The sequence below is a fragment of the Paraburkholderia sp. OAS925 genome, assembly GCF_040543975.1.
GTDB lineage: Bacteria > Pseudomonadota > Gammaproteobacteria > Burkholderiales > Burkholderiaceae > Paraburkholderia > Paraburkholderia graminis.
The window spans coordinates 1,977,733-1,995,440 of sequence record NZ_JBEUNO010000002.1 but is presented as its reverse complement, the minus strand read 5'-3'; the positions used below and the strand labels follow the sequence as shown (position 1 = coordinate 1,995,440).

General features: G+C 59.4%; 18 protein-coding genes and 1 pseudogene. 2 read left to right on the top strand and 17 right to left on the bottom strand.

Annotated elements, in window-relative coordinates; all coding sequences use genetic code 11:
- Positions 1-996 (top strand): LysR family transcriptional regulator, encoded by a 996-nt coding sequence (locus ABIE53_RS27725; protein ID WP_006046686.1) that lies wholly within the window; start codon positions 1-3, stop codon positions 994-996.
- A 15-nt stretch (positions 997-1,011) separates the two neighbouring features.
- Here ABIE53_RS27725 and lra1 read toward each other — a convergent pair whose 3' ends face one another.
- The 16 genes from lra1 to ABIE53_RS27645 form a co-directional block, all read right to left on the bottom strand.
- Positions 1,012-1,794, bottom strand: a complete 783-nt coding sequence (gene lra1, locus ABIE53_RS27720; RefSeq protein WP_053859279.1) for an L-rhamnose 1-dehydrogenase Lra1 — start codon at positions 1,792-1,794, stop codon at positions 1,012-1,014.
- A gap of 42 nt (positions 1,795-1,836) precedes the next feature.
- On the bottom strand, positions 1,837-3,015 hold the full coding sequence (gene rhmD / locus ABIE53_RS27715; RefSeq protein WP_006046684.1) for an L-rhamnonate dehydratase: 1,179 nt from the start codon (positions 3,013-3,015) through the stop codon (positions 1,837-1,839).
- A 48-nt stretch (positions 3,016-3,063) separates the two neighbouring features.
- Positions 3,064-4,392, bottom strand: coding sequence for an MFS transporter (locus ABIE53_RS27710; RefSeq protein WP_192699116.1), 1,329 nt, complete (start codon positions 4,390-4,392; stop codon positions 3,064-3,066).
- Between the two features lie 88 nt (positions 4,393-4,480).
- The gene (locus tag ABIE53_RS27705) at positions 4,481-5,233 is read right to left on the bottom strand and encodes an SDR family NAD(P)-dependent oxidoreductase (protein ID WP_192699117.1); all 753 of its coding nucleotides are present in this window, start codon (positions 5,231-5,233) and stop codon (positions 4,481-4,483) included.
- A gap of 1,073 nt (positions 5,234-6,306) precedes the next feature.
- Positions 6,307-6,726, bottom strand: a complete 420-nt coding sequence (locus ABIE53_RS27700; protein ID WP_192699118.1) for a hypothetical protein — start codon at positions 6,724-6,726, stop codon at positions 6,307-6,309.
- 301 nt (positions 6,727-7,027) lie between these two features.
- The gene (locus tag ABIE53_RS27695) at positions 7,028-7,867 is read right to left on the bottom strand and encodes an oxidoreductase (protein ID WP_192699119.1); all 840 of its coding nucleotides are present in this window, start codon (positions 7,865-7,867) and stop codon (positions 7,028-7,030) included.
- A gap of 244 nt (positions 7,868-8,111) precedes the next feature.
- On the bottom strand, positions 8,112-8,366 hold the full coding sequence (locus ABIE53_RS27690; RefSeq protein ID WP_310074935.1) for an SRPBCC family protein: 255 nt from the start codon (positions 8,364-8,366) through the stop codon (positions 8,112-8,114).
- 148 nt (positions 8,367-8,514) lie between these two features.
- On the bottom strand, positions 8,515-9,486 hold the full coding sequence (locus ABIE53_RS27685) for a patatin-like phospholipase family protein (protein WP_376916423.1): 972 nt from the start codon (positions 9,484-9,486) through the stop codon (positions 8,515-8,517).
- Positions 9,476-10,147, bottom strand: coding sequence for a Rossmann-fold NAD(P)-binding domain-containing protein (locus tag ABIE53_RS27680; RefSeq protein WP_192699121.1), 672 nt, complete (start codon positions 10,145-10,147; stop codon positions 9,476-9,478). Before ABIE53_RS27680 ends, ABIE53_RS27685 begins: the two co-directional genes overlap by 11 nt.
- An 11-nt stretch (positions 10,148-10,158) precedes the next feature.
- Positions 10,159-11,169 carry an AraC family transcriptional regulator gene (locus ABIE53_RS27675; RefSeq protein WP_192699122.1) on the bottom strand — a complete coding sequence of 337 codons (1,011 nt, stop codon included), beginning with the start codon at positions 11,167-11,169 and terminating at the stop codon, positions 10,159-10,161.
- A gap of 376 nt (positions 11,170-11,545) precedes the next feature.
- Positions 11,546-11,809, bottom strand: a complete 264-nt coding sequence (locus ABIE53_RS27670; protein WP_192699123.1) for an EexN family lipoprotein — start codon at positions 11,807-11,809, stop codon at positions 11,546-11,548.
- 54 nt (positions 11,810-11,863) lie between these two features.
- Positions 11,864-12,193 (bottom strand): type 2 periplasmic-binding domain-containing protein, encoded by a 330-nt coding sequence (locus ABIE53_RS27665; RefSeq protein ID WP_192699124.1) that lies wholly within the window; start codon positions 12,191-12,193, stop codon positions 11,864-11,866.
- A 116-nt stretch (positions 12,194-12,309) separates the two neighbouring features.
- Complete coding sequence (locus tag ABIE53_RS32025; RefSeq protein WP_374710208.1) at positions 12,310-12,408, bottom strand: helix-turn-helix domain-containing protein; 99 nt, start codon at positions 12,406-12,408, stop codon at positions 12,310-12,312.
- A gap of 248 nt (positions 12,409-12,656) precedes the next feature.
- On the bottom strand, positions 12,657-13,205 hold the full coding sequence (locus tag ABIE53_RS27655) for a kinase inhibitor (RefSeq protein WP_192699125.1): 549 nt from the start codon (positions 13,203-13,205) through the stop codon (positions 12,657-12,659).
- A 219-nt stretch (positions 13,206-13,424) separates the two neighbouring features.
- Positions 13,425-14,450 carry an alpha/beta hydrolase gene (locus tag ABIE53_RS27650; protein WP_192699126.1) on the bottom strand — a complete coding sequence of 342 codons (1,026 nt, stop codon included), beginning with the start codon at positions 14,448-14,450 and terminating at the stop codon, positions 13,425-13,427.
- Positions 14,451-14,480: 30 nt separating this feature from the next.
- The gene (locus ABIE53_RS27645; RefSeq protein ID WP_192699446.1) at positions 14,481-15,536 is read right to left on the bottom strand and encodes an NAD(P)-dependent alcohol dehydrogenase; all 1,056 of its coding nucleotides are present in this window, start codon (positions 15,534-15,536) and stop codon (positions 14,481-14,483) included.
- A 166-nt stretch (positions 15,537-15,702) separates the two neighbouring features.
- Between ABIE53_RS27645 and ABIE53_RS27640 the strand changes: the two genes are divergently transcribed.
- Entirely contained in the window at positions 15,703-16,056 is a 354-nt protein-coding gene (locus tag ABIE53_RS27640; protein ID WP_192699127.1) for an AraC family transcriptional regulator, read from the top strand.
- Positions 16,057-16,239: 183 nt separating this feature from the next.
- On the opposite strand, the pseudogene ABIE53_RS27635 reads toward ABIE53_RS27640, so the two are convergent.
- Positions 16,240-17,681: pseudogene (locus ABIE53_RS27635) on the bottom strand (IS1182 family transposase).
- Between the last annotated feature and the right edge of the window lie 27 nt (positions 17,682-17,708).

The window sequence follows — 17,708 nt, the reverse complement described above, 5'->3', positions numbered from 1 at the left end:
ATGAGCCAACTCTCAGCAACCGTCGCACTCGTCAATCGGCTCAAGTTCAAGCACCTCGCGCTGCTCGTCGCGCTCGACGACGCGCGCAATCTCCATCAGGCCGCCGAAGCCGTCAACGTCGCGCAGCCGAGCGCGAGCCGCATGCTCGGCGACATCGAGGAAGCGTTCGGCTTTCTGCTGTTCGAACGCAATGCGCGCGGCATGACGCCCACGCCGCTCGGCGTCGTCACGCTGGCCTACGCGCGGCGCGCGCTCGCCGAACTCACGCGTTTCGCCGAAGACCTCGAAGTCAAGCGCCGCGGCGGACACGGCCAGTTGACGGTCGGCGCGATCATGGGCGCCGCGCCCGATCTGATGGCGATGGCGGTGGCCGCACTCAAAACCGAAAGCCCCTTGCTCAACGTGCGCATACTCGGGGAAACCAGCGACCAGGTCGTGCAGTTGCTGCATCGCCGCGAAGTCGATCTCGCGCTTGGACGGCTGACGAGTCCCTTGCAACACAACGATTTCAGTTTCGAGCCGCTCGCGCGCGAAACCTTGATGCTCGTAGTGCGCTCCGTACATCCGCTCGCGAGCCGCGCGCGCATCACGTTGCGCGAACTCATCGACTGGCCGTGGGTTGCGCAGCCTGTCAGCAGCCCGGCGCGCGTGCTGTTCGAGGAAGAACTCGCGCGTGCGGGGCTCGCGACGCCCGTCAATCTCACCGAATGCGCGTCGATCTTCGCGACGCTGCAATTGCTCGAGAACTACGATGCGGTCGCGATGCTGCCGGAGTCGGTCGTGCGCGATCACCTGCGCGGCAAACTGCTGGTCGCATTGCCGCTCGAAATCGGCAAGAGCCTTGCGGGTTTCGGCATTCTCACGCGCAAGGAAGAACCGCTCGCCGAGCCGGCGCTGCGCTTCATCGAACTGCTGCGCGGTTTCTCGCGGCGCCTCACACGCGATGGCGGCACCACGTCCACGCTGGCCGCGAATGCTTCCGCACCGGTTAGCTGAAATCGGCATCGCGCGTCATTGCAGATTGACGAACAGCCCGCCGTCGACCAGCAGCGCCGCGCCCGTCACATAGCGCGCACGGTCGGACGCGAGAAACACCACGCAGTCCGCCACGTCGTCGGGACGGCCGAGGCGCCCAAGCGGAATGCGCTTTTCGAAGTAGGCTTTCTTCGCTTCGTCGGCGAGGTCTTCCGCGTTGAGGTCCGTCGCGATCGTGCCTGGCATCACCGAGTTGCAGCGGATGCCATACGGTCCCAATGCAACCGCACACGACTGCATCAGCGAGTGAACGCCGGCCTTGGTCGGCGTGTAATGCGTCTGCATGCCGCCGCCGACGAGCGCGCTGATCGAACTGGTCGCGACAATCGCGCCGCCCGTGCCCTGCGCTTTCATTTGCTGCGCGGCGGCTTGCGTGACGTAGAACGCGCCATTCAGATTCACCGCGACGGTGGACTCGAGTACTTCCGCCGGCATGTCGAGAAACGCATGGAACGGGCAGATGCCGGCGTTGCTCGCGAGCACGTCCACCTTGCCGAACGCCTGAACGGTTTCGCGCACCAGTTGCTGCCCTGTCTCGCGCGCGGCGACATTGCCTTCAATCGCGATCACGCGCCGCCCGAGCGCCTCGATTTCCTCGACCACTTCGGCGACCGCCGAGCGGCGTCCGTACGACGCGTCGTTATCGCCCCAGTAGTTGATCGCGACGTCCGCGCCTTCCGTTGCGCAGGCAACGGCTATCGCGCGCCCGATGCCGCGCGAACCGCCGGTGACGATCACGACCTTGTCCTTGAGCAGCACGTCATTCTCCTTCGCTGATTGAATCGAAAGAAGCGCAGCGCATTAGCGCGGGTAAGGCCGCACCAGCGCGCATTCCGGATTGAGCCGCACGCCGAAGCCCGGCGTGTCGGGCACTTTCATACGTCCATTGACGGGCACCGGTTCGTCGAGCAGAAGCGGCGTGAACATCGGCACGACTTCGTCGGCTTTGGGCGCCATCATCAGAAACTCGGAGAACGGCGAGTTATGACGCGTGACGACGAAATGATAGCTATACACCGACGAACCATGCGGCACCACCATCACGTTATGCGCATCCGCCAGCGCCGAGATCTTGATGAGCTCGGTAATGCCGCCGCACCAGCCCACGTCCGGTTGAATCAGATCGCAGCATTGCATCTCGAGCAGCATGCGAAAGCCCCAACGCGTCGCCTCATGTTCTCCCGTCGACACCATCATGCCGCGCGGCACGTTGCGCCGCAGTTCGGCGTAACCCCAGTAGTCGTCAGGCGACAGGCACTCTTCTATCCACTTGAGTCCGTACTCGTGCGCGGCATGCGCAAGCCGCGTCGCATACGGCACGTCGAGACTCATCCAGCAGTCGTACATCAGCCAGAAGTCGTCGCCGACGCGGCTGCGCATGTCGGCAAGTTTCTCGAGGTTGAGCTTGAGTCCCGCTTCGCCTTCGGCGGGACCGTGCTGCAACGGCAGTTTTCCGCCGATAAAGCCCATTTCTTTCGCGAGATCGGGACGCGCGCCGGTTGCATAGAACACGAGTTCGTCACGCACCGGACCGCCTAATAGCTGATACACCGGCTCCTTGCGCACTTTCGCGAGCAGATCCCACAGCGCGAGATCGACGCCGGAAATCGTATTGAGCACCACGCCTTTGCGCCCGTAATAAAGCGTGGCGTAGTACATCTGATCCCACATCTTCTCGATGTCGGTCACGAGCTGGCCTTCGAGAAAACGCGCCAGATGTTTTTCGACGATGAATGCGCCGATCTCGCCGCCCGTCGTCACCGCGAAGCCGACTGTGCCGTCGCTCGCTTCTATTTCGACGACCAGCGTGCCGAGTACATTGATGCCGAACGACTGACGGCTCTGACGGTACTCGGGATAACGCGCCATCGGCGTCGAGATGTGATCGTCGATCCAGTGTCCGCCGGGTTGGTCGTGATAGTCCGCTCCGCCGCCGCGGACGATGAAGGCACGCACGTGCCGGATTGTGGGCATGGCCATGAGAGAGAGGCTCCGTGATGGGCGTCGAAGGTGTCGCCGGGAATGCGCCTAGCGGGCGCGATGCAGCAGGTCGTGAAATGAATCGGCAGGCTGCGCGCCGTCGCGGCGCAACAGCGTGCCGATCAGCAGCGCAGCGAGCAGACTGGACGCGCCGAGCACGACCAGTCCCGCCGATGTGGAGGAAAACGCGCGTTCGGCCGCGGTGCGCAAGCTCGGCGCAATGAAACCGCCGAGGCTGCCGAGCGAGTTGATCAGCGCGATGCCGCCCGCGGCGGCCGCACCGGTCAGGAGGCGCGTCGGGAATGTCCAGAACAGCGGCTGGGCGGCAATGAAACCGCTTGCCGCACAGCACAGCGCAATGAGCCCGATGACCGGGTTATGCGCGAGCCCCGATAGGCCGATGCCGAGACCCGCCATGACGAGCAACGCGGAAGCCCAGCGACGATGCCCGCCCGTCCGATCCGCGCGGCGCGGCACGTACCAGGTGACGGCGAGCGCACACAACCACGGCAATGCGGCGACGAGTCCGACGTGAAAACCCACGGTCGTTCCAAGCAAAGCGGCCACCTGTTGCGGCAAATAGAAGATCACGCCATAGACGCTCATCTGAATCAGCAGATAGATGAGCGACAACAGCAACACGCGGCGATCCACCAGCGCGGCAAGAATGCGACGCGGTCCATGTGCCGAGGCTGCGCGCGCGTCTTCATCGAGCGCCGCGCGCAAGCTCGTGCGTTCGTGCGAATCGAGCCAGCGTGCGTCGTCGGGACGATTGTCGAGATACCAGAAAGCCCATATGCCGACGAGCGTGGCGAGCAAGCCTTCGACGAGAAAAAGCCACTGCCAGCCCGCGAGGCCGAACGCGCCATGCAGTTCGAGCAGCGAGCCCGACAACGGACCGCCGAAGATAAACGCCAACGGCGCGCCGAAATAGAACATGCCGACGGCGCGGGCACGCGCACGCTGCGGAAACCAGTGTGCGAGGTAATAGATGACGCCGGGAAAGAAGCCTGCTTCGGCGACGCCTAATAGAAAGCGCAGCGTGTAGAACATCGTCGCGGTATGCGCCATGCACATCGCCGCCGAGACGAGTCCCCACGTCACCATGATGCGGCACATCCATGCTCGCGCGCCGACGCGATGCAGCAGCAAATTGCTTGGCACCTCGAACAATGCATAGCCGACAAAGAAAACGCCCGCGCCGAACGCAAAGGCCGCGTTCGAAAGCCCGGTGTCGTGCTGCAGCGCCTTCTGTGCGAAGCCAATGTTCGCGCGGTCGAGAAATGCCAGCACGTACATCAATAGCAGGAATGGCAGCAGCCGGCGCATGACCTTGCCGGTGATCGCCTCCAGCGAAGCGCTCGCTTGCGGGTCCATGTCATCTCCTTCGCGCAGCTCGCGTTCGCGGCCTCGCGGTTCTTGTGTGATGTGACGCGTGCGCCTTGAGCGGCGCCGCGTTGGACGCTCAGTAAGTCGCGCGTCCGCCCGACAGATCGAATACCGAGCCGGTGCTGAATGCGCAGTCTTCGGAGGCGAGCCAGAGAATCAGCGACGCCGCTTCTTCGGGGAGAAGAAAGCGGTTCATCGGGATCTTTGAAAGCATATAGTCGATGTGCTGCTGCGACATTGAATCGAAGATCTCGGTCTTTGCGGCTGCGGGCGTGACCGCGTTGACGAGAATGTTCTTCGTCGCCAGTTCCTTGCCGAGCGATTTTGTGAGGCCGATGAGCCCCGCCTTCGACGCGCTGTAGTGCGACGCGTTCGGGTTGCCCTCTTTGCCCGCGACCGACGCGATATTGACGATCCGCCCATAGCCTTGCTTGAGCATCTGCGGGACGACGGCGCGGCAGGTGAGATACGGGCCGATCAGATTGACGTCGATGACGCGCCGCCACATCTCCGGCTCCAGTTCCCATGTCGTGCCGTTGCCGCCGGTAATACCCGCCGAATTAATCAGCACGTCGATCGCGCCGTGATCGAGAACGGTCTGCGCAACCGCACGCTGGACGGCCGCTTCCTGGGTAAGTTCGACGGTGACCGCGGTCACCTTGCCGAGTGCGCTGAGTTCGCGCTGACTGCGCGCGAGCCGCTCGCCGTCGATGTCCCATAGCGCGACCGATGCGCCCGAGTTCAGCGCCCGTTGCGCCACCGCATAGCCGATGCCGCGCGCGCCGCCCGTGATGGCGACAACGCGTCCTTCCAGATCGATTCGGTTCATTCGCGTCTCCAGCGTCCGTGTTTTCGTAGTGGGCTTTACGCCAATATACGGGCGCCGTGATGCGGCAACAATCCGAGAAATGGAAAGGTCGATAACAAAACTGGATCGGTGGGAGGGCCGTGCGGACGCGCGGCACGATTGGTGGTTCTTCGCAAAAGAAATGTGTTCTGTTGCAAACAAACCTGTTCCAAGCTTTTAGTGCAAACAAATCTGTTCCTGCGCTATCTTCCTGCCGCGACCCTTGCAAACAAACCTGTTGCCAGCCACCCAAACCTTTGTTTTTATAGAGTATTTTTAGCTCAAGTATAAATCATCTGAGAGGACTGCAAGGTCCGGGGAGGACGAGCGGCCGGCCTTTAGGAAGAGTCGCCATGAAGGCAGTCCGACGAACTGCCAGACGGCGCCCAATGAGATCAATGGTTTGCGAGAATTAATGCAAACAAATCTGGTCGGCGAGTTGGGGTTTGCAAATAAAAGATGTTCTGGTACGGTCGAAGGACTTCGATAACCCCGGTGCTTCTCGACATCCGCTCCTCTTTACGCGCAGGCGGCTGGAAAAAAACTGCCGCAGCCCGGAAGCACCGCCCCACAGGCGCAACTTGCAGCGCTCGTACACTAAGAAAGCTCGTGTTCCGCACAATTGTGAGACGGCGGTGGCGGCATGGATGCAAAAATGCGAGCCGGGATGGCTCGCATCAGATGGAAGAAATACAAGGAGGCGATGCAACCCGGCGTTGCCGCACGCGCCAATACGTAGCAGCGATACCCCACGCCCGCATGCCTTCAGAGTATTGGGCTACAGGTTCCTACTAGCGCGGTAGAACGGCGTTGAAAGTTCACGCGACCGCGCCAAATCGGGAGCTACACCAGCGTGCAATCATCAGCTCACTAAAACCAGTCGCCAGGATCAACCAGCGCGCGCAGAACCTGTAACACTTCCAGCTTTGTCTGACCTGCTGCCACAACATGCAGCAATGCGTCATATTCGAATCTCACGGACACGCTCGAGCGAGGATTGAGCATTATGCAATCGGACCATTCCTCGCCGCGTCCTTCAAGCACTGCAGCATAGCTTAGAAGCCAGTAAAGCAGCACTCGGCGATAGTCGGCCATCGAAAAATTCTTGTGCCGCACTTGATTTCGATAAGCGTCCGGTCGAACGCAAAATCACCCCGCCCTGGAGATACCCATCCAAGTCCGGGAATCTTCGGTCCAGTCGTAATGGTCTTGCCATTAGCGACCTCTAAGAGAGTGCTAGTCAGATTCTGGGCAATCTTCTCGGCAATGAGCCAGTCCTGTTGTGCAATTTCAGCAGGAATCTCTGCGTCGAAATACCTCCGCTGCCGGCTCAAGGCGCTTGCTTTGGCCTCCTCCCACTGCAATGAGCCTGTGGCTAGCTCACTCTCCCCACAAGCGATACCGAGCTCGAACAACATCGCATTTTGCAACGTACTGGTTTCGATGAGCGCCTGGCTAGGAGGAGGCGTCGACAAGAGCGTCCGACTCTGGTTGAGATGAACGACAACGCCCGTGGTTAGCTGTGGGAACACGACCTCAACGAGCCCAGGAACGTTGCGTGCGACAGTGCGAGGATCGCAGGAAGGCATTGGCAAACGTGTCCTTCTAGATCTGTGTCTCGATCCCCAACTTCAGGGATGCCGTCATATTCGAGGACAGCTGCCGTCTAGCCGCCTCTCCCTGATCTCCGAACGAATACGAGGCCAGCCACAGCGAGCGTTCGGTTTCAAACGGCAGCCGGTTCCCATGCCCGGGAACTGCTCATCTAGAACCGTCTTAAACGCCTTTACGCGGAATCCCCGTAGCCATGCGAATGAAACTGTCGAAGGCCCGGTCGGAGAGCAGGCGGCGCAGAAAGATCATGGGTTTGGCACCGAAGCCGACGGCATAGCGCGTCTTTGGACGGCGGGCGCTGAGTACCTTGCCGATCGTATCCGCGATCAAATCAGGCGGTGACATGCGCTTGCGGTTGGCTTCGCTCACCATCGTCTTGAGCAAGGCATTGGCCTGTTCGGCATAAGCGCCCTCGCTAGAAGTCTCGCGCAGCTTGTCCGCAGCAATTCCGGCCCACTCGGTATTGATGCCGCCTGGTTCAATGACCACCACGTCGATGCCAAGAGGCTGCACCTCCAGGCGCAGGCAGTCGCTGATCGCCTCGAGCGCAAACTTAGTGCCGTGGTACCAGGCGCCCAGCGGCGTGTGGACCTTGCCGCCCATCGAGGTGATGTTGACGATGGTTCCCGAGAGCCGCTTGCGCATGTGCGGCAAGGCCAACTGAATAAGGCGCACGGCACCGAACACGTTGACGTCGAACTGTGCGCGGGCCTCATCGAGGGGTACGTCCTCTACGGCACCGTAGGAGCCGTAACCGGCGTTGTTGATCAGGACGTCGATACGGCCCGACTTGTCGATGATTTCCTGGACGCCCGCCTGCATCGAGGCGTCATTCGTCACGTCCATAGCCAAGATGTTGATGCCAGTGCCCGCCAGGGCACGCATCCGGTCTACGCGGCGCGCTGCGGCGTAAACCGTGTAGCCGAGGGCCTTCAACTTGAGCGCGGTGGCTTCGCCGATGCCGGACGATGCGCCTGTGACGAGAGCAATTTTCGTATTCATGCCTAACATCCTTGGTTCGAGAATTTGATGTGCAGGGCGCCTTGGGGCTTGATTCCCTTCTGTGCTACCACTGTACGCAGCGAGCGGCGTCAGCTCCCTAGCGATTCGCGCCAGTCTCCAAGCAAACCATGCCAAACTCAGTTGCTAACGTCAGCGGGCACTTTGCAAATAGCTTCGCAAGGCCTTGACCGTTCCATAGGACCTATCTACCACCATCTGATTGGCCAACCAGTTGGCGTAACGTTCACGCCACCAGCGTTGGCATCCACTTGCGGAATGCATCCGCGTCGCGCAGGACCCGCACGACGCTGTCGGGAGTCGCTTCGAGTTGGACCTCGCCCCTGAATTCCTTTAGGGGCGAGTCCGGGACGGCGCGCACGTAGACCTTGATGCCCTCAGAATCCTTGGCGGGCGACCAACCGTCCTGCGCGAAAGATGGCTGGGCCAGGAACAGGGCCGTCAGGGCGGCGGCAGAGAATCCGGCGTGCTTGATGTTCATAGGGAGCTTCGGTGTGGCGGTGACACCACGACCATAGAGCTGAACTTCCGCCGCCAACCTGCCGATCGCGCCACTTTGACAGCAATCCGTGTCAGCCCCTTCGATTGAAAGGACTCGTCGACGCGCCTGCCGATAGCCTACTGCGCGTTCAGGGGCCCACGCCATGGTGTCGCATGACAGCTGACAGTGTCGGCAAGGCAGCGACTGCTGCCTCATAGCCCCGCTGCCTGGCGGCTTCCCGGCCGGCCGCATCATCAAGCCCGGCCGATGTGATGGCCGGCGCAATCAGAACATCGGCCGATGCCGTTTCCGGACCCGAAAGCAGGCAACTCTGTGTCTGGGACACCCTCAGCCACATCGACATTGCGGATTTTGATGGGTATCGCGGACCATTACAGTAGATGTCCACGGCGATAACCACGTCGGCGCCCAAGGCACGGGCTGCGCGCACAGGTACCAGTGAGGCGACGCCACCATCGACAAGTACGTGGCCGCCGGATTGCACGGGTAGAAATACGCCAGGAATAGCCGCCGACGCCCGCAGCGCCTCGCCGGCATCTCCTTGGGTGATTACGTAGGGTAAGGAGCGGTCGATGTCCGTGGCCACGGCGGCGAACTGCACTGGGAAGCGTTCGATCGGCTGATACCCGACCAATGTGTTGACCCAACGTGCCAACGCCTCGCCCTTGACGAAGCCCGGCCCATGCAGGGTCACATCGGCCAGCGATGTCACGCGCATGGAATTGGCTAGCTGCCAGAGTTGGTCCGGGGAGGTGCCGGAGGCATAGGCTGCCCCGATGATGGACCCGATGGAGGTTCCCACCACCAGGTCAGGACGAATGCCTGCCTCTTCCAGTGCTTGCAACACTCCTATGTGCGCATAACCACGCAAGCCGCCTCCGCCGAGCGCGATGGCCACCCGGGGTGACGTCGCCTGTCGTTCGGAAACTGAGGCCATTGGCTGTGTTGACAAGCCCCCCGCCACCAGCCATGCCCCTTTCAAGGCCTCGCCCCGTTCAGGCGTCCCCGCGCAAGCGGCAAGCAGCACGACCGTCGGCAGCAGTGGGAGCGAGCGGCGCGGCACCCGTTTCATCAACGAGTTGGCCGGCTCAATACTCACTGCCGACCTTGGCAAGCACATTCGATGCGAGTACTACCACGCCCTGCGCTGTCGGAACAGTCTTGACCAAAGAAAGCGCCACAGCACTCGCGTGTACCGGCCGGTAGGCGCCGGGAAGAATAGGAGCGAGCACCTTTGCGATCGGGATCGAAATGATCTCCCCGATGCGCGGCGGTTGCCCCAAGCCGTCCCGGTAGTCCAGCAGCAGAGAAGGTCGGGCAATCACCAGCGCCGAGAGATCCATCGCCTTAAGCGCATCCTCCAGCTCGCCCTTGACACGGTTGTAGAACATGGAGGATCTCGCGTTGGCTGCGGCCGCACTGACCAGACCAATGCGTCGCGCCCCCGCTTGAACAGCCGCCCGAGCCACCGCCAGGTTGGCCTGCAGGTCGACGGCGCGGAAGGCCTCTTGGCTGCCCGCTACTTTTATCGTGGTGCCCAAGGCCAAGTACACCTCGTCGACCTGAGGCAGTTCGGGTAAATGGCCGAAATCCACGATGCGGACATCAAGCTTTGGGTGACGCACATTCAGTGACCTGCGGCTCAGGGCATGTACTGCCGAGATTGTGTAGTCGGCGAGCACCGCCTGCAGCATCAAACCACCGACCAAGCCCGTCGCACCCGCGAGCAACACCGTTCGTTGTTCAGCATGCGTGGCCATGGATGATTTCCTCAGTTCAAATGCATGGCATTGCGGGCACTGTCGGGCGTCTGCCCAGTCCAGTCCTGGAATGCGCGATAAAAGGAATTGGGATCCTCGAAGCCCAACAGGAAGGCAATCTCGCTACCGGACATCTTGGTGTTAGTCAAGTAGTGGCGTGCTAGGTTTTCTCGGGTGGCATTGACCATCGCGCGGAAGTTCTCTCCCTCATCCTCCAGGCGGCGCTGCAGCGTGCGCTTGCTCATGCCAAGGCGTTCCGCGGCCTTCTCGATGGTGGCCGCACTACTTGGCAGCAGCTCCAGCAGAATTGCACGCACGCGTTCGGCTGTCGTGGCGGTCGCATCCAGTTCGCTAAGCCTGCGGCGCAAGTCAGGCTCGAAAACGCGCCACATGCCTGCGTTGACGGTGAGGAACGGGCGCAACACATCCGCAGCCGAAAAGGTGATGCTCAGCGTAGTCCCCTGTTGCACGGGAACGCCAAAGAAGTTCTCGTAGCGCCGCGAATAAGGGCTCGGAGGGAGTTCTGGAAGCGCTACGCGTACCGCCTTGACCGGCTCGCGGGTAGCGAGCCGAGCAAGCCGCACGTAGAACGCGATTTCGGCCACTTGCAATGAAAACGGCACCTGCATTTGTCCGGTCAGCCAGCGAGGCAAAACCGTCAATTCCCCGCCATTGCCTACCTCGACTTCGAGACTCATGGGCGCCAAAAGCTGCTTGTATTTCGCCAAGCGCTGCAACGCTTGCATCAGATTGGCGCTGCATAGCGCTGCGAACAGAGGCGGATCGAAAGATTCCACCGAGACAGTCTCAACGATGCGCAACGGAAACATGACGTCACCGGCCTCCGCCTCCAAGGACCGCCAAAAACGGAAATACCCGTCCGTAGTTAGCCCATGTCCCTCACGCGAAAGCAGGTCTTCAGGAAGGCCAGCCCTACGCAGCACATGGCTGGGCTGGATACCGAAGTCCTTAAGCAAGGCTTGCCACCCGATATCCACCGAAAACGTTTGATTGCGTGTCATTGGGATACTCCCGGCTGGGCTCTTCAACGTTGAAATAGAACGTTAGAAGGTTCACTATATAGACCACAGCCCGCCAGCACAATGCAAACGGCGCCACACGCCATTCAATCAGCGCCACCTATTTTCGTTGGACGTGGCCTCAACCTCGTTCTGTTGGTCGCCTCCTATTTCTCCAGCGCGACACGCGGCACAACGTCGTGCCGTAGTCGTGAGGATCGGAGTCAGGTCACGGTGGGTCAAAGACCGATATCGGCAGAAACTCAGCGGAGAAAACAAGGGTTCGTACGAAAAAGAATCCAATAAGAACGCCGCAAGCGATGACGCGTTGCGACGTGTTTGGAAATCAATAGGAAATCCTGTGGCTATACATTCGCGACTAGAACTTGGTTGGGTTCTCCGGCGGCGTATAGGGCACCTTGCCATCACCATAGAAGCGCTTGCGAGTGGCTTCGGCAACCCGATTGCAAAGTTCATCGCCCAGCTTGGCGCGTTCCAGCTTGCACTGCTGGCGCAGTCCTCTCAGCCGCTCGGGGTTGGAAGCGAGTTCCTCGACGATCGGCAGGATAGTCTTTTGAGGTGCTTCGGACTGGCCGCAGGCTGCCAACATTACGGCCAGTACGAAAGAGGTCACCTTCTTCATGACTTCGGCTCCTCCGCTAGAAGGGAATCAAGGTCCGGCGTAGACCTATTGGCTTCAGGTGAGTCGATGGCCTGTACCCGCTCGACGAACCGCGCCAGTATTTCCGAAGGCTCGCCTGCCGAGTGCAACAGGTAGGTCGTGAGCATCGGCGATCGGCCGGTCAGTGGACGCGCGACAACGCCTTGTTCCCGGCTGGCTGCGATATGCCCGGCACCGGTCAGACCCAAGGCGAAGCCTGCCGATACCAGGACCAAGGTCATCATGCAGCCCTTTGATTTGCTGCGACAAAGGCACCTCAAAGAATCGAATTTCGACCTCGGGTTCTTCCTGCCTGCAGAGTGCAAGCAATGCCGGTAGGCGCGAAGGCGTGATGCCGTCGGACACGGCGACGCGCAACTGCCCGTGAAATCCGTTCGCTGCTGCCTTTACGCTATCGCGTGCGTGCTGTAATGAAGTGAAAACACGCGGAACATGCTCCAGAAATAGCTTCCCTGCACGGGTCAGGCGGGTGCTCGTGTGGTCCGCGCAAATAGCTGGGTACTGAGCTCTTCTTCCAGCTCCTTAATAGCGCGCGACAGTGGCGACTGCTCGATGTGCAACCGCTCGGCAGCACGGGCGAAGTGAAGTTCTTCAGCAACGGCGCAAAAAACAGCGCAGATGGCGCAATTCCATAGACCACCTCCATTGCTAGGCCGTCGCCTAGTGTCCTGATCAGTTCATTTTCCCGTGATGCTGGAAATTCGCTAGGGCATGGAACAGGACGAAACTACTCAGATAGAATAGATCAGGACGACTAAAATTCACTTTAGTAAAAAGCCCGCGAAGCACACGGGCGAGGTTTTACTATTTATCGCGTCGAAATGGGAACCAGCTCGGAAGTTGCAATGCTGTTTACATTGAGCAAATATCCCACCAGTGCGCCGCTGGACCCACTATCAACAGGCAGTCGCTGGACCTTGAGGGCCCAAACCTTGAAATGATAATGATGGGACTTGTCTCCGAGCGGAGGACATGGGCCACCGTAGCCTGGGCTGCCGAAATCCGTCCTGCCTTGTACGGCCCCCGGAGGGACTTTTGATCCATTCCTGTTTCCGGCGTCCGCTGGAAGGTCATGAATCTCCTTAGGTATATTCACGACCGTCCAGTGCCACCAGCCGCTGCCTGTTGGAGCATCGGGATCAAACATGGTCACAGCGAAGCTCTTGGTGCCTTCTGGCGCTCCAGACCATGAAAGCGCTGGTGAAATGTCAGTACCGGAGCAACCTGATCCATTCTGCACATAGGCATTATCAATCTGTTCACCATGCTTTATAACATTGCTTGAGAGCTTGAAATCTTGCGCATGCGACGCCAAGGAAGCCAAAGAAAAAGCGACCCCAATGATTAATCTATTCATATTAAATTTCCACCGTAGTGAAGCTCACAAAGAGCGATTCGACATATAAACTTTCTGGCACACTTAGAAGCCATCTGAATAGCTTGGTCATGGCAATGTCGAACCAGGCAGGGCATTTGAGCTGCTTGCGCTGTCCATCGGAGAGTGAGTCATGTGAGGCACTGAGATGTCGGTGCCTCGCGAAGGTCATGACGGCATGCACCGTTGTGACCTGCTTGCTTACTTCAGGTTCTTCTGGAAGAAGTCCGTCAGCTTGCCGAATGGAATAAGGTCAGTGCGGTCGTAGAGATCAACATGCCCGGCGTTCGGAATGACGACCAGCTCCTTGGGTTGGCCAGCCCGCTTGTATGCGTCTTCGCTGAACTCGCGGGAGTGGGCTTCGGACCCCGTGATGAACAGCATCGGCCGCGGCGAAATCGTCTCGATGTCGTTGAACGGGTAGAAGTTCAGTTGCTTCACTTCCGCGGTGATCGGGCGATTGGTCGTGAGATACAGCGAAGAACCCTTCGGGACGTATGCGCCGCGCTTGGTGCGGTAGAAGTCGAAGAACTCGCGCTCGATCGCGCCAGCGTCCGGGCGCAGCGTTTCGAGCATGCCGTCGGAATACTTCTTCTTACCGCCCAGGAACTCCACGTACCGCTGTTCCGCAGCTGCGGCGATGAATTGCTTGCGCTGCTCAATCGATTGAGAGTGATTGAGGCCGTTGCGGGTTACGCTACCCATGTCGTACATGCTGACCGTGGCGATCGCCTTCAAGCGAGGGTCGATCTTGGCTGCGCTGATGGCATAGCCGCCGCTGCCGCAGATGCCGAGGATACCGATCCGGTTCCTGTCGATGAATGACCGCGTGCCCATAAAATCCGTCGAGGCCATGAAAACCTCGGTGTAGATGTCGGACGAAACCGCATTACGCGTACCCGAACTTTCGCCCCAGAAGGAAAGATCAGGAGCCAATGTCACGAATCCTTGCTCGGCAAGCTTCTGCGCATACAGATTCGCGCTCTGTTCCTTTACTGCGCCATTGGGATGGCCCACGATAATGGCTGGATACTTCTTACTGCGATCCAGCCCCTTGGGCACAAACAGATTCGCTACGATATCCATCTGGTATTGATTTTTGAATGTGACTTTCTCCACAGTCACCTTGTTACTCTTGTAGAAGTTGTCTGCACCATGGGACATGTCTTGCCCCATAGCGGTAAATGAGCTGGCCACTAGGGCCAGCATAAGAACGATCGTCCTCATACATATGTCCTCATAAATTAGCCCGAAAAATCAGGCGGAAAGTGTGGCGTTGTCGATTACGAAACGGTACTTGACGTCTCCTTTCGACATCCGTTCGTAGGCATTGTTGATTTCATCGGCGCGGATCATTTCGATGTCGGCGACGATGCCGTGCTTTGCACAGAAATCCAGCATCTCCTGCGTTTCCGGAATGCCGCCAATCATTGAGCCGATGATGGAGCGGCGCTTCATGATCAGGTTGAACACATTGGGCGACGGATGCGGCGTCGCCGGGGCGCCTACCAGCACCATCGTGCTGTCGCGCTTGAGCAGCACCAGCAGTGCATCGAGATCGTGCGGCGCCGCCACGGTATTCAGGATCAAATCGAAACTTTTGACATGCGAGGCCATTTCCCCAGCGTTACGGGAAACCACGACCTCGTCGGCACCGAGTGCTTTGGCTTCTTCGCGTTTGGATTCGGACGTGGTCAGTGCCACGACGTGCGCGCCCATCGCATGAGCCAGCTTGATGCCCATGTGCCCCAGACCACCGATACCCACGACGCCGACCTTCTTGCCAGGCCATGCCTTCCAGTGACGCAGCGGCGAATAAGTGGTGATACCGGCGCACAACAGCGGGGCCACTGCCGCCAGTTGTTCCTCGGGGTGACGGATACGCAGCACGTAGTGCTCATGCACGACGATTTGCTGCGAGTAGCCTCCCAAGGTATGACCGGGTGCGTCCGGAGTCGGAAAGTTGTAGGTGCCGATTAGTCCGTCGCAGTAATTTTCCAAGCCGACGTCACAGTCGTTGCAATGCCTGCAGCTATCGACGATGCAGCCGACACCAACAAGATCGCCGATGCTGAAACCGGATACATGCGCACCGACAGCCGTCACGCGTCCGACGATTTCGTGGCCTGGCACGCAAGGAAACTGGGTGCCTGCCCATTCAGCGCGCACCTGGTGCAGATCTGAATGGCAGACACCGCAAAAGGCAATGTCGATTTGCACATCGTGCACGCCAGGCGAGCGGCGGTGTATTTGCAGCGGCTCCAAGGGTTTGTCACCTGCATGGGCGCCATAGGCTTGAATCAAGACGGGGATTCCTTCTTACTTGCGATAGAGGGTATCTTCGCCTCGCCCCCCCATACAACCGATAGAGCAATTCGCTGGTTTTCTTGCCTATTAGTATGGATGTCGCATACTTTAAGTGGCGGAAGGGTATCCATTCGGTAGACTGGCCGACAATCGCTATGGCAACGAATCGCAAATGACAGCTCAACACGAATCCATCGTTGCAACGCTGGCGACGGCCATTGGCTCTTACGCCACCGTTGCAACGGGCGATGTGGCAACGTCGATCAGTGGCCGTACCTTTTTCCGGCGTGACTTGCCGTCATCGCCGTCCATTTGCATGGTCGAACCCAGCATCGTCTTGGTGGCCCAGGGAGAGAAACGGACGTGGGTGGGCGGCGAGGCCTATCACTACAACACCTCTCGCTCCCTGCTCACTTCATTGGACGTCCTCGCCCATTCCGAGGTCTTGGACGCCAGTCCGGATTGGCCGCGTCTTGCATTGACTTTGAAAATCGACTTGCGAACCGTGGCCGAGTTGATCGCTTAAGGTTATCTGCCGACCTAGGCTGTGTGGAAACGCCAAGAAAATTTCAATGCACGCGGTTCTGACCTCGCTTCGCACGTTTGGCGGTTTGCCTGTCGACCGTTTATTCGGCGATGACGAACTGCTGAAGGGGGCAAGCGCCCTTTAACTGGCGATTGTGAGCCTGTTTTCAAGGTCGGTGGGTGCTCAGACACCCACCAGCCGCATCGCTTTCATTGTCCTTTTGAACCCCAGATTCTCAGCACTCGCGTGAGGTTGTAGGCAAGCACATTCAGCTCATCTCGGTCCCCACGTTCGGTAGTCTGCGTGTGAGGAGGTGCGTGTAACCCATCCAGTGCTTGAATGTCCCGAAGACATGTTCGACGGTGCGTCTGCGTATCGTCATTGCGTCCGGCGTTCTGTCGAGTCGACGTTGAACACATTCCAGCACCGACTCGTGCTCCCATCGGGTGATTCGTCGATACGGACTTGGCCTGCATTGCGATTTTATTGGGCACTGAGGACAGGCGCTGCTCCAGTAACGGCGCAACTGCATACCGTGCCCCTCCCGGGTGAAACGGTAGATTGCCCGTTCACCGGCTGGACACTGGTACTGGTCGTCCCGCGCAATGTAGATGAAGTCAGCCCTATCAAATCGACCATGGCACTTCGCGCTCGATGTCGTGGGTTTCGGCAGCATTACCGCGATCCCTGCGTCTGCGCACTCTTTGATCTGACGCCCACTGTAGTAGCCACGATCGGCGACTGCCTGCAGTCTGGTCCTACCCATCGCATCGCGTGCAGCTTTCGCCATGGGGCTGAGTTGCGCCCGGTCGCTGCCAGAGTTTGTGACCTCGTGAGCAACGATGAGGTGGTGTTTGGCGTCTACTGCCACTTGTACGTTGTAACCCACCATTCCGAGCCTTTGCCGCTCGTCGCCATGGAGCGCGCGTCGGGATCAGTCATCGAGAGTTGGCCATCAGGCTGCGTCTTGAGTTGCTTCTTGATCTGATCGAGGTTTCGCATCTGCTCGCGCAAGCGTGCGATCTTGTCCTGCAATCGGTCGTCTTCGCTTCCAGCTCAGCGGGTTGCGTACGATCGGCAGTCTCCAGCGCGTTCAAATACCGCTGGATGCTCTCCTCGATCTGCTTCTGGCGCTTGTCGACCTTACCGTCTGTAAAGTTGCGATCGCGAGGGTTGACTGCCTTGAACTTGCTACCGTCGATGGCAACGAGCGCTTGAGAGAACAGCTTCAGTTCACGGCATAAGACGACGAAGCGGCGACATACGTTACGGATACCGGTGCCGTTATCACGACGGAAGTCAGCGATGGTCTTGAAGTCCGGCGTCAGACGGCCCGTGAGCCACATCAATTCAACATTGCGTTGGCATTCACGTTCCAGGCGGCGGCTCGACTGGACCCGGTTCAGATAGCCGTAAATATAGATCTTCAGCAGCATCCCCGGATGATCGGACGGGCGACCTGTAGTCGACGGCATCGCTCCATCGAAGCCCAGTGATTCAAGGTCAAGCTCTTCAACGAACGCCTCGATGATCCTGACCGGATTGTCCTCGGCAACAAAGTCATCGAGGCACTCTGGAAGCAGCGTCACCTGCTTGCGATCTTCACCTTCTATGAATCGCTTCATCCGGTCACCCAAGCTGAATGAGTTAAT

Bases quoted from the DNA above. Each gene is read 5' to 3' on its own strand.
- ABIE53_RS27725 (WP_006046686.1), top strand. From the start codon at position 1: ATGAGCCAACTCTCAGCAACCGTCGCACTCGTCAATCGGCTCAAGTTC.
- rhmD (WP_006046684.1), bottom strand. From the start codon at position 3,015: ATGGCCATGCCCACAATCCGGCACGTGCGTGCCTTCATCGTCCGCGGC.
- ABIE53_RS27710 (WP_192699116.1), bottom strand. From the start codon at position 4,392: ATGGACCCGCAAGCGAGCGCTTCGCTGGAGGCGATCACCGGCAAGGTC.
- ABIE53_RS27705 (WP_192699117.1), bottom strand. From the start codon at position 5,233: ATGAACCGAATCGATCTGGAAGGACGCGTTGTCGCCATCACGGGCGGC.
- ABIE53_RS27695 (WP_192699119.1), bottom strand. From the start codon at position 7,867: ATGAATACGAAAATTGCTCTCGTCACAGGCGCATCGTCCGGCATCGGC.
- ABIE53_RS27690 (WP_310074935.1), bottom strand. From the start codon at position 8,366: ATGAACATCAAGCACGCCGGATTCTCTGCCGCCGCCCTGACGGCCCTG.
- ABIE53_RS27680 (WP_192699121.1), bottom strand. From the start codon at position 10,147: ATGGCCACGCATGCTGAACAACGAACGGTGTTGCTCGCGGGTGCGACG.
- ABIE53_RS27675 (WP_192699122.1), bottom strand. From the start codon at position 11,169: ATGACACGCAATCAAACGTTTTCGGTGGATATCGGGTGGCAAGCCTTG.
- ABIE53_RS27670 (WP_192699123.1), bottom strand. From the start codon at position 11,809: ATGAAGAAGGTGACCTCTTTCGTACTGGCCGTAATGTTGGCAGCCTGC.
- ABIE53_RS27655 (WP_192699125.1), bottom strand. From the start codon at position 13,205: ATGAATAGATTAATCATTGGGGTCGCTTTTTCTTTGGCTTCCTTGGCG.
- ABIE53_RS27650 (WP_192699126.1), bottom strand. From the start codon at position 14,450: ATGAGGACGATCGTTCTTATGCTGGCCCTAGTGGCCAGCTCATTTACC.
- ABIE53_RS27640 (WP_192699127.1), top strand. From the start codon at position 15,703: ATGACAGCTCAACACGAATCCATCGTTGCAACGCTGGCGACGGCCATT.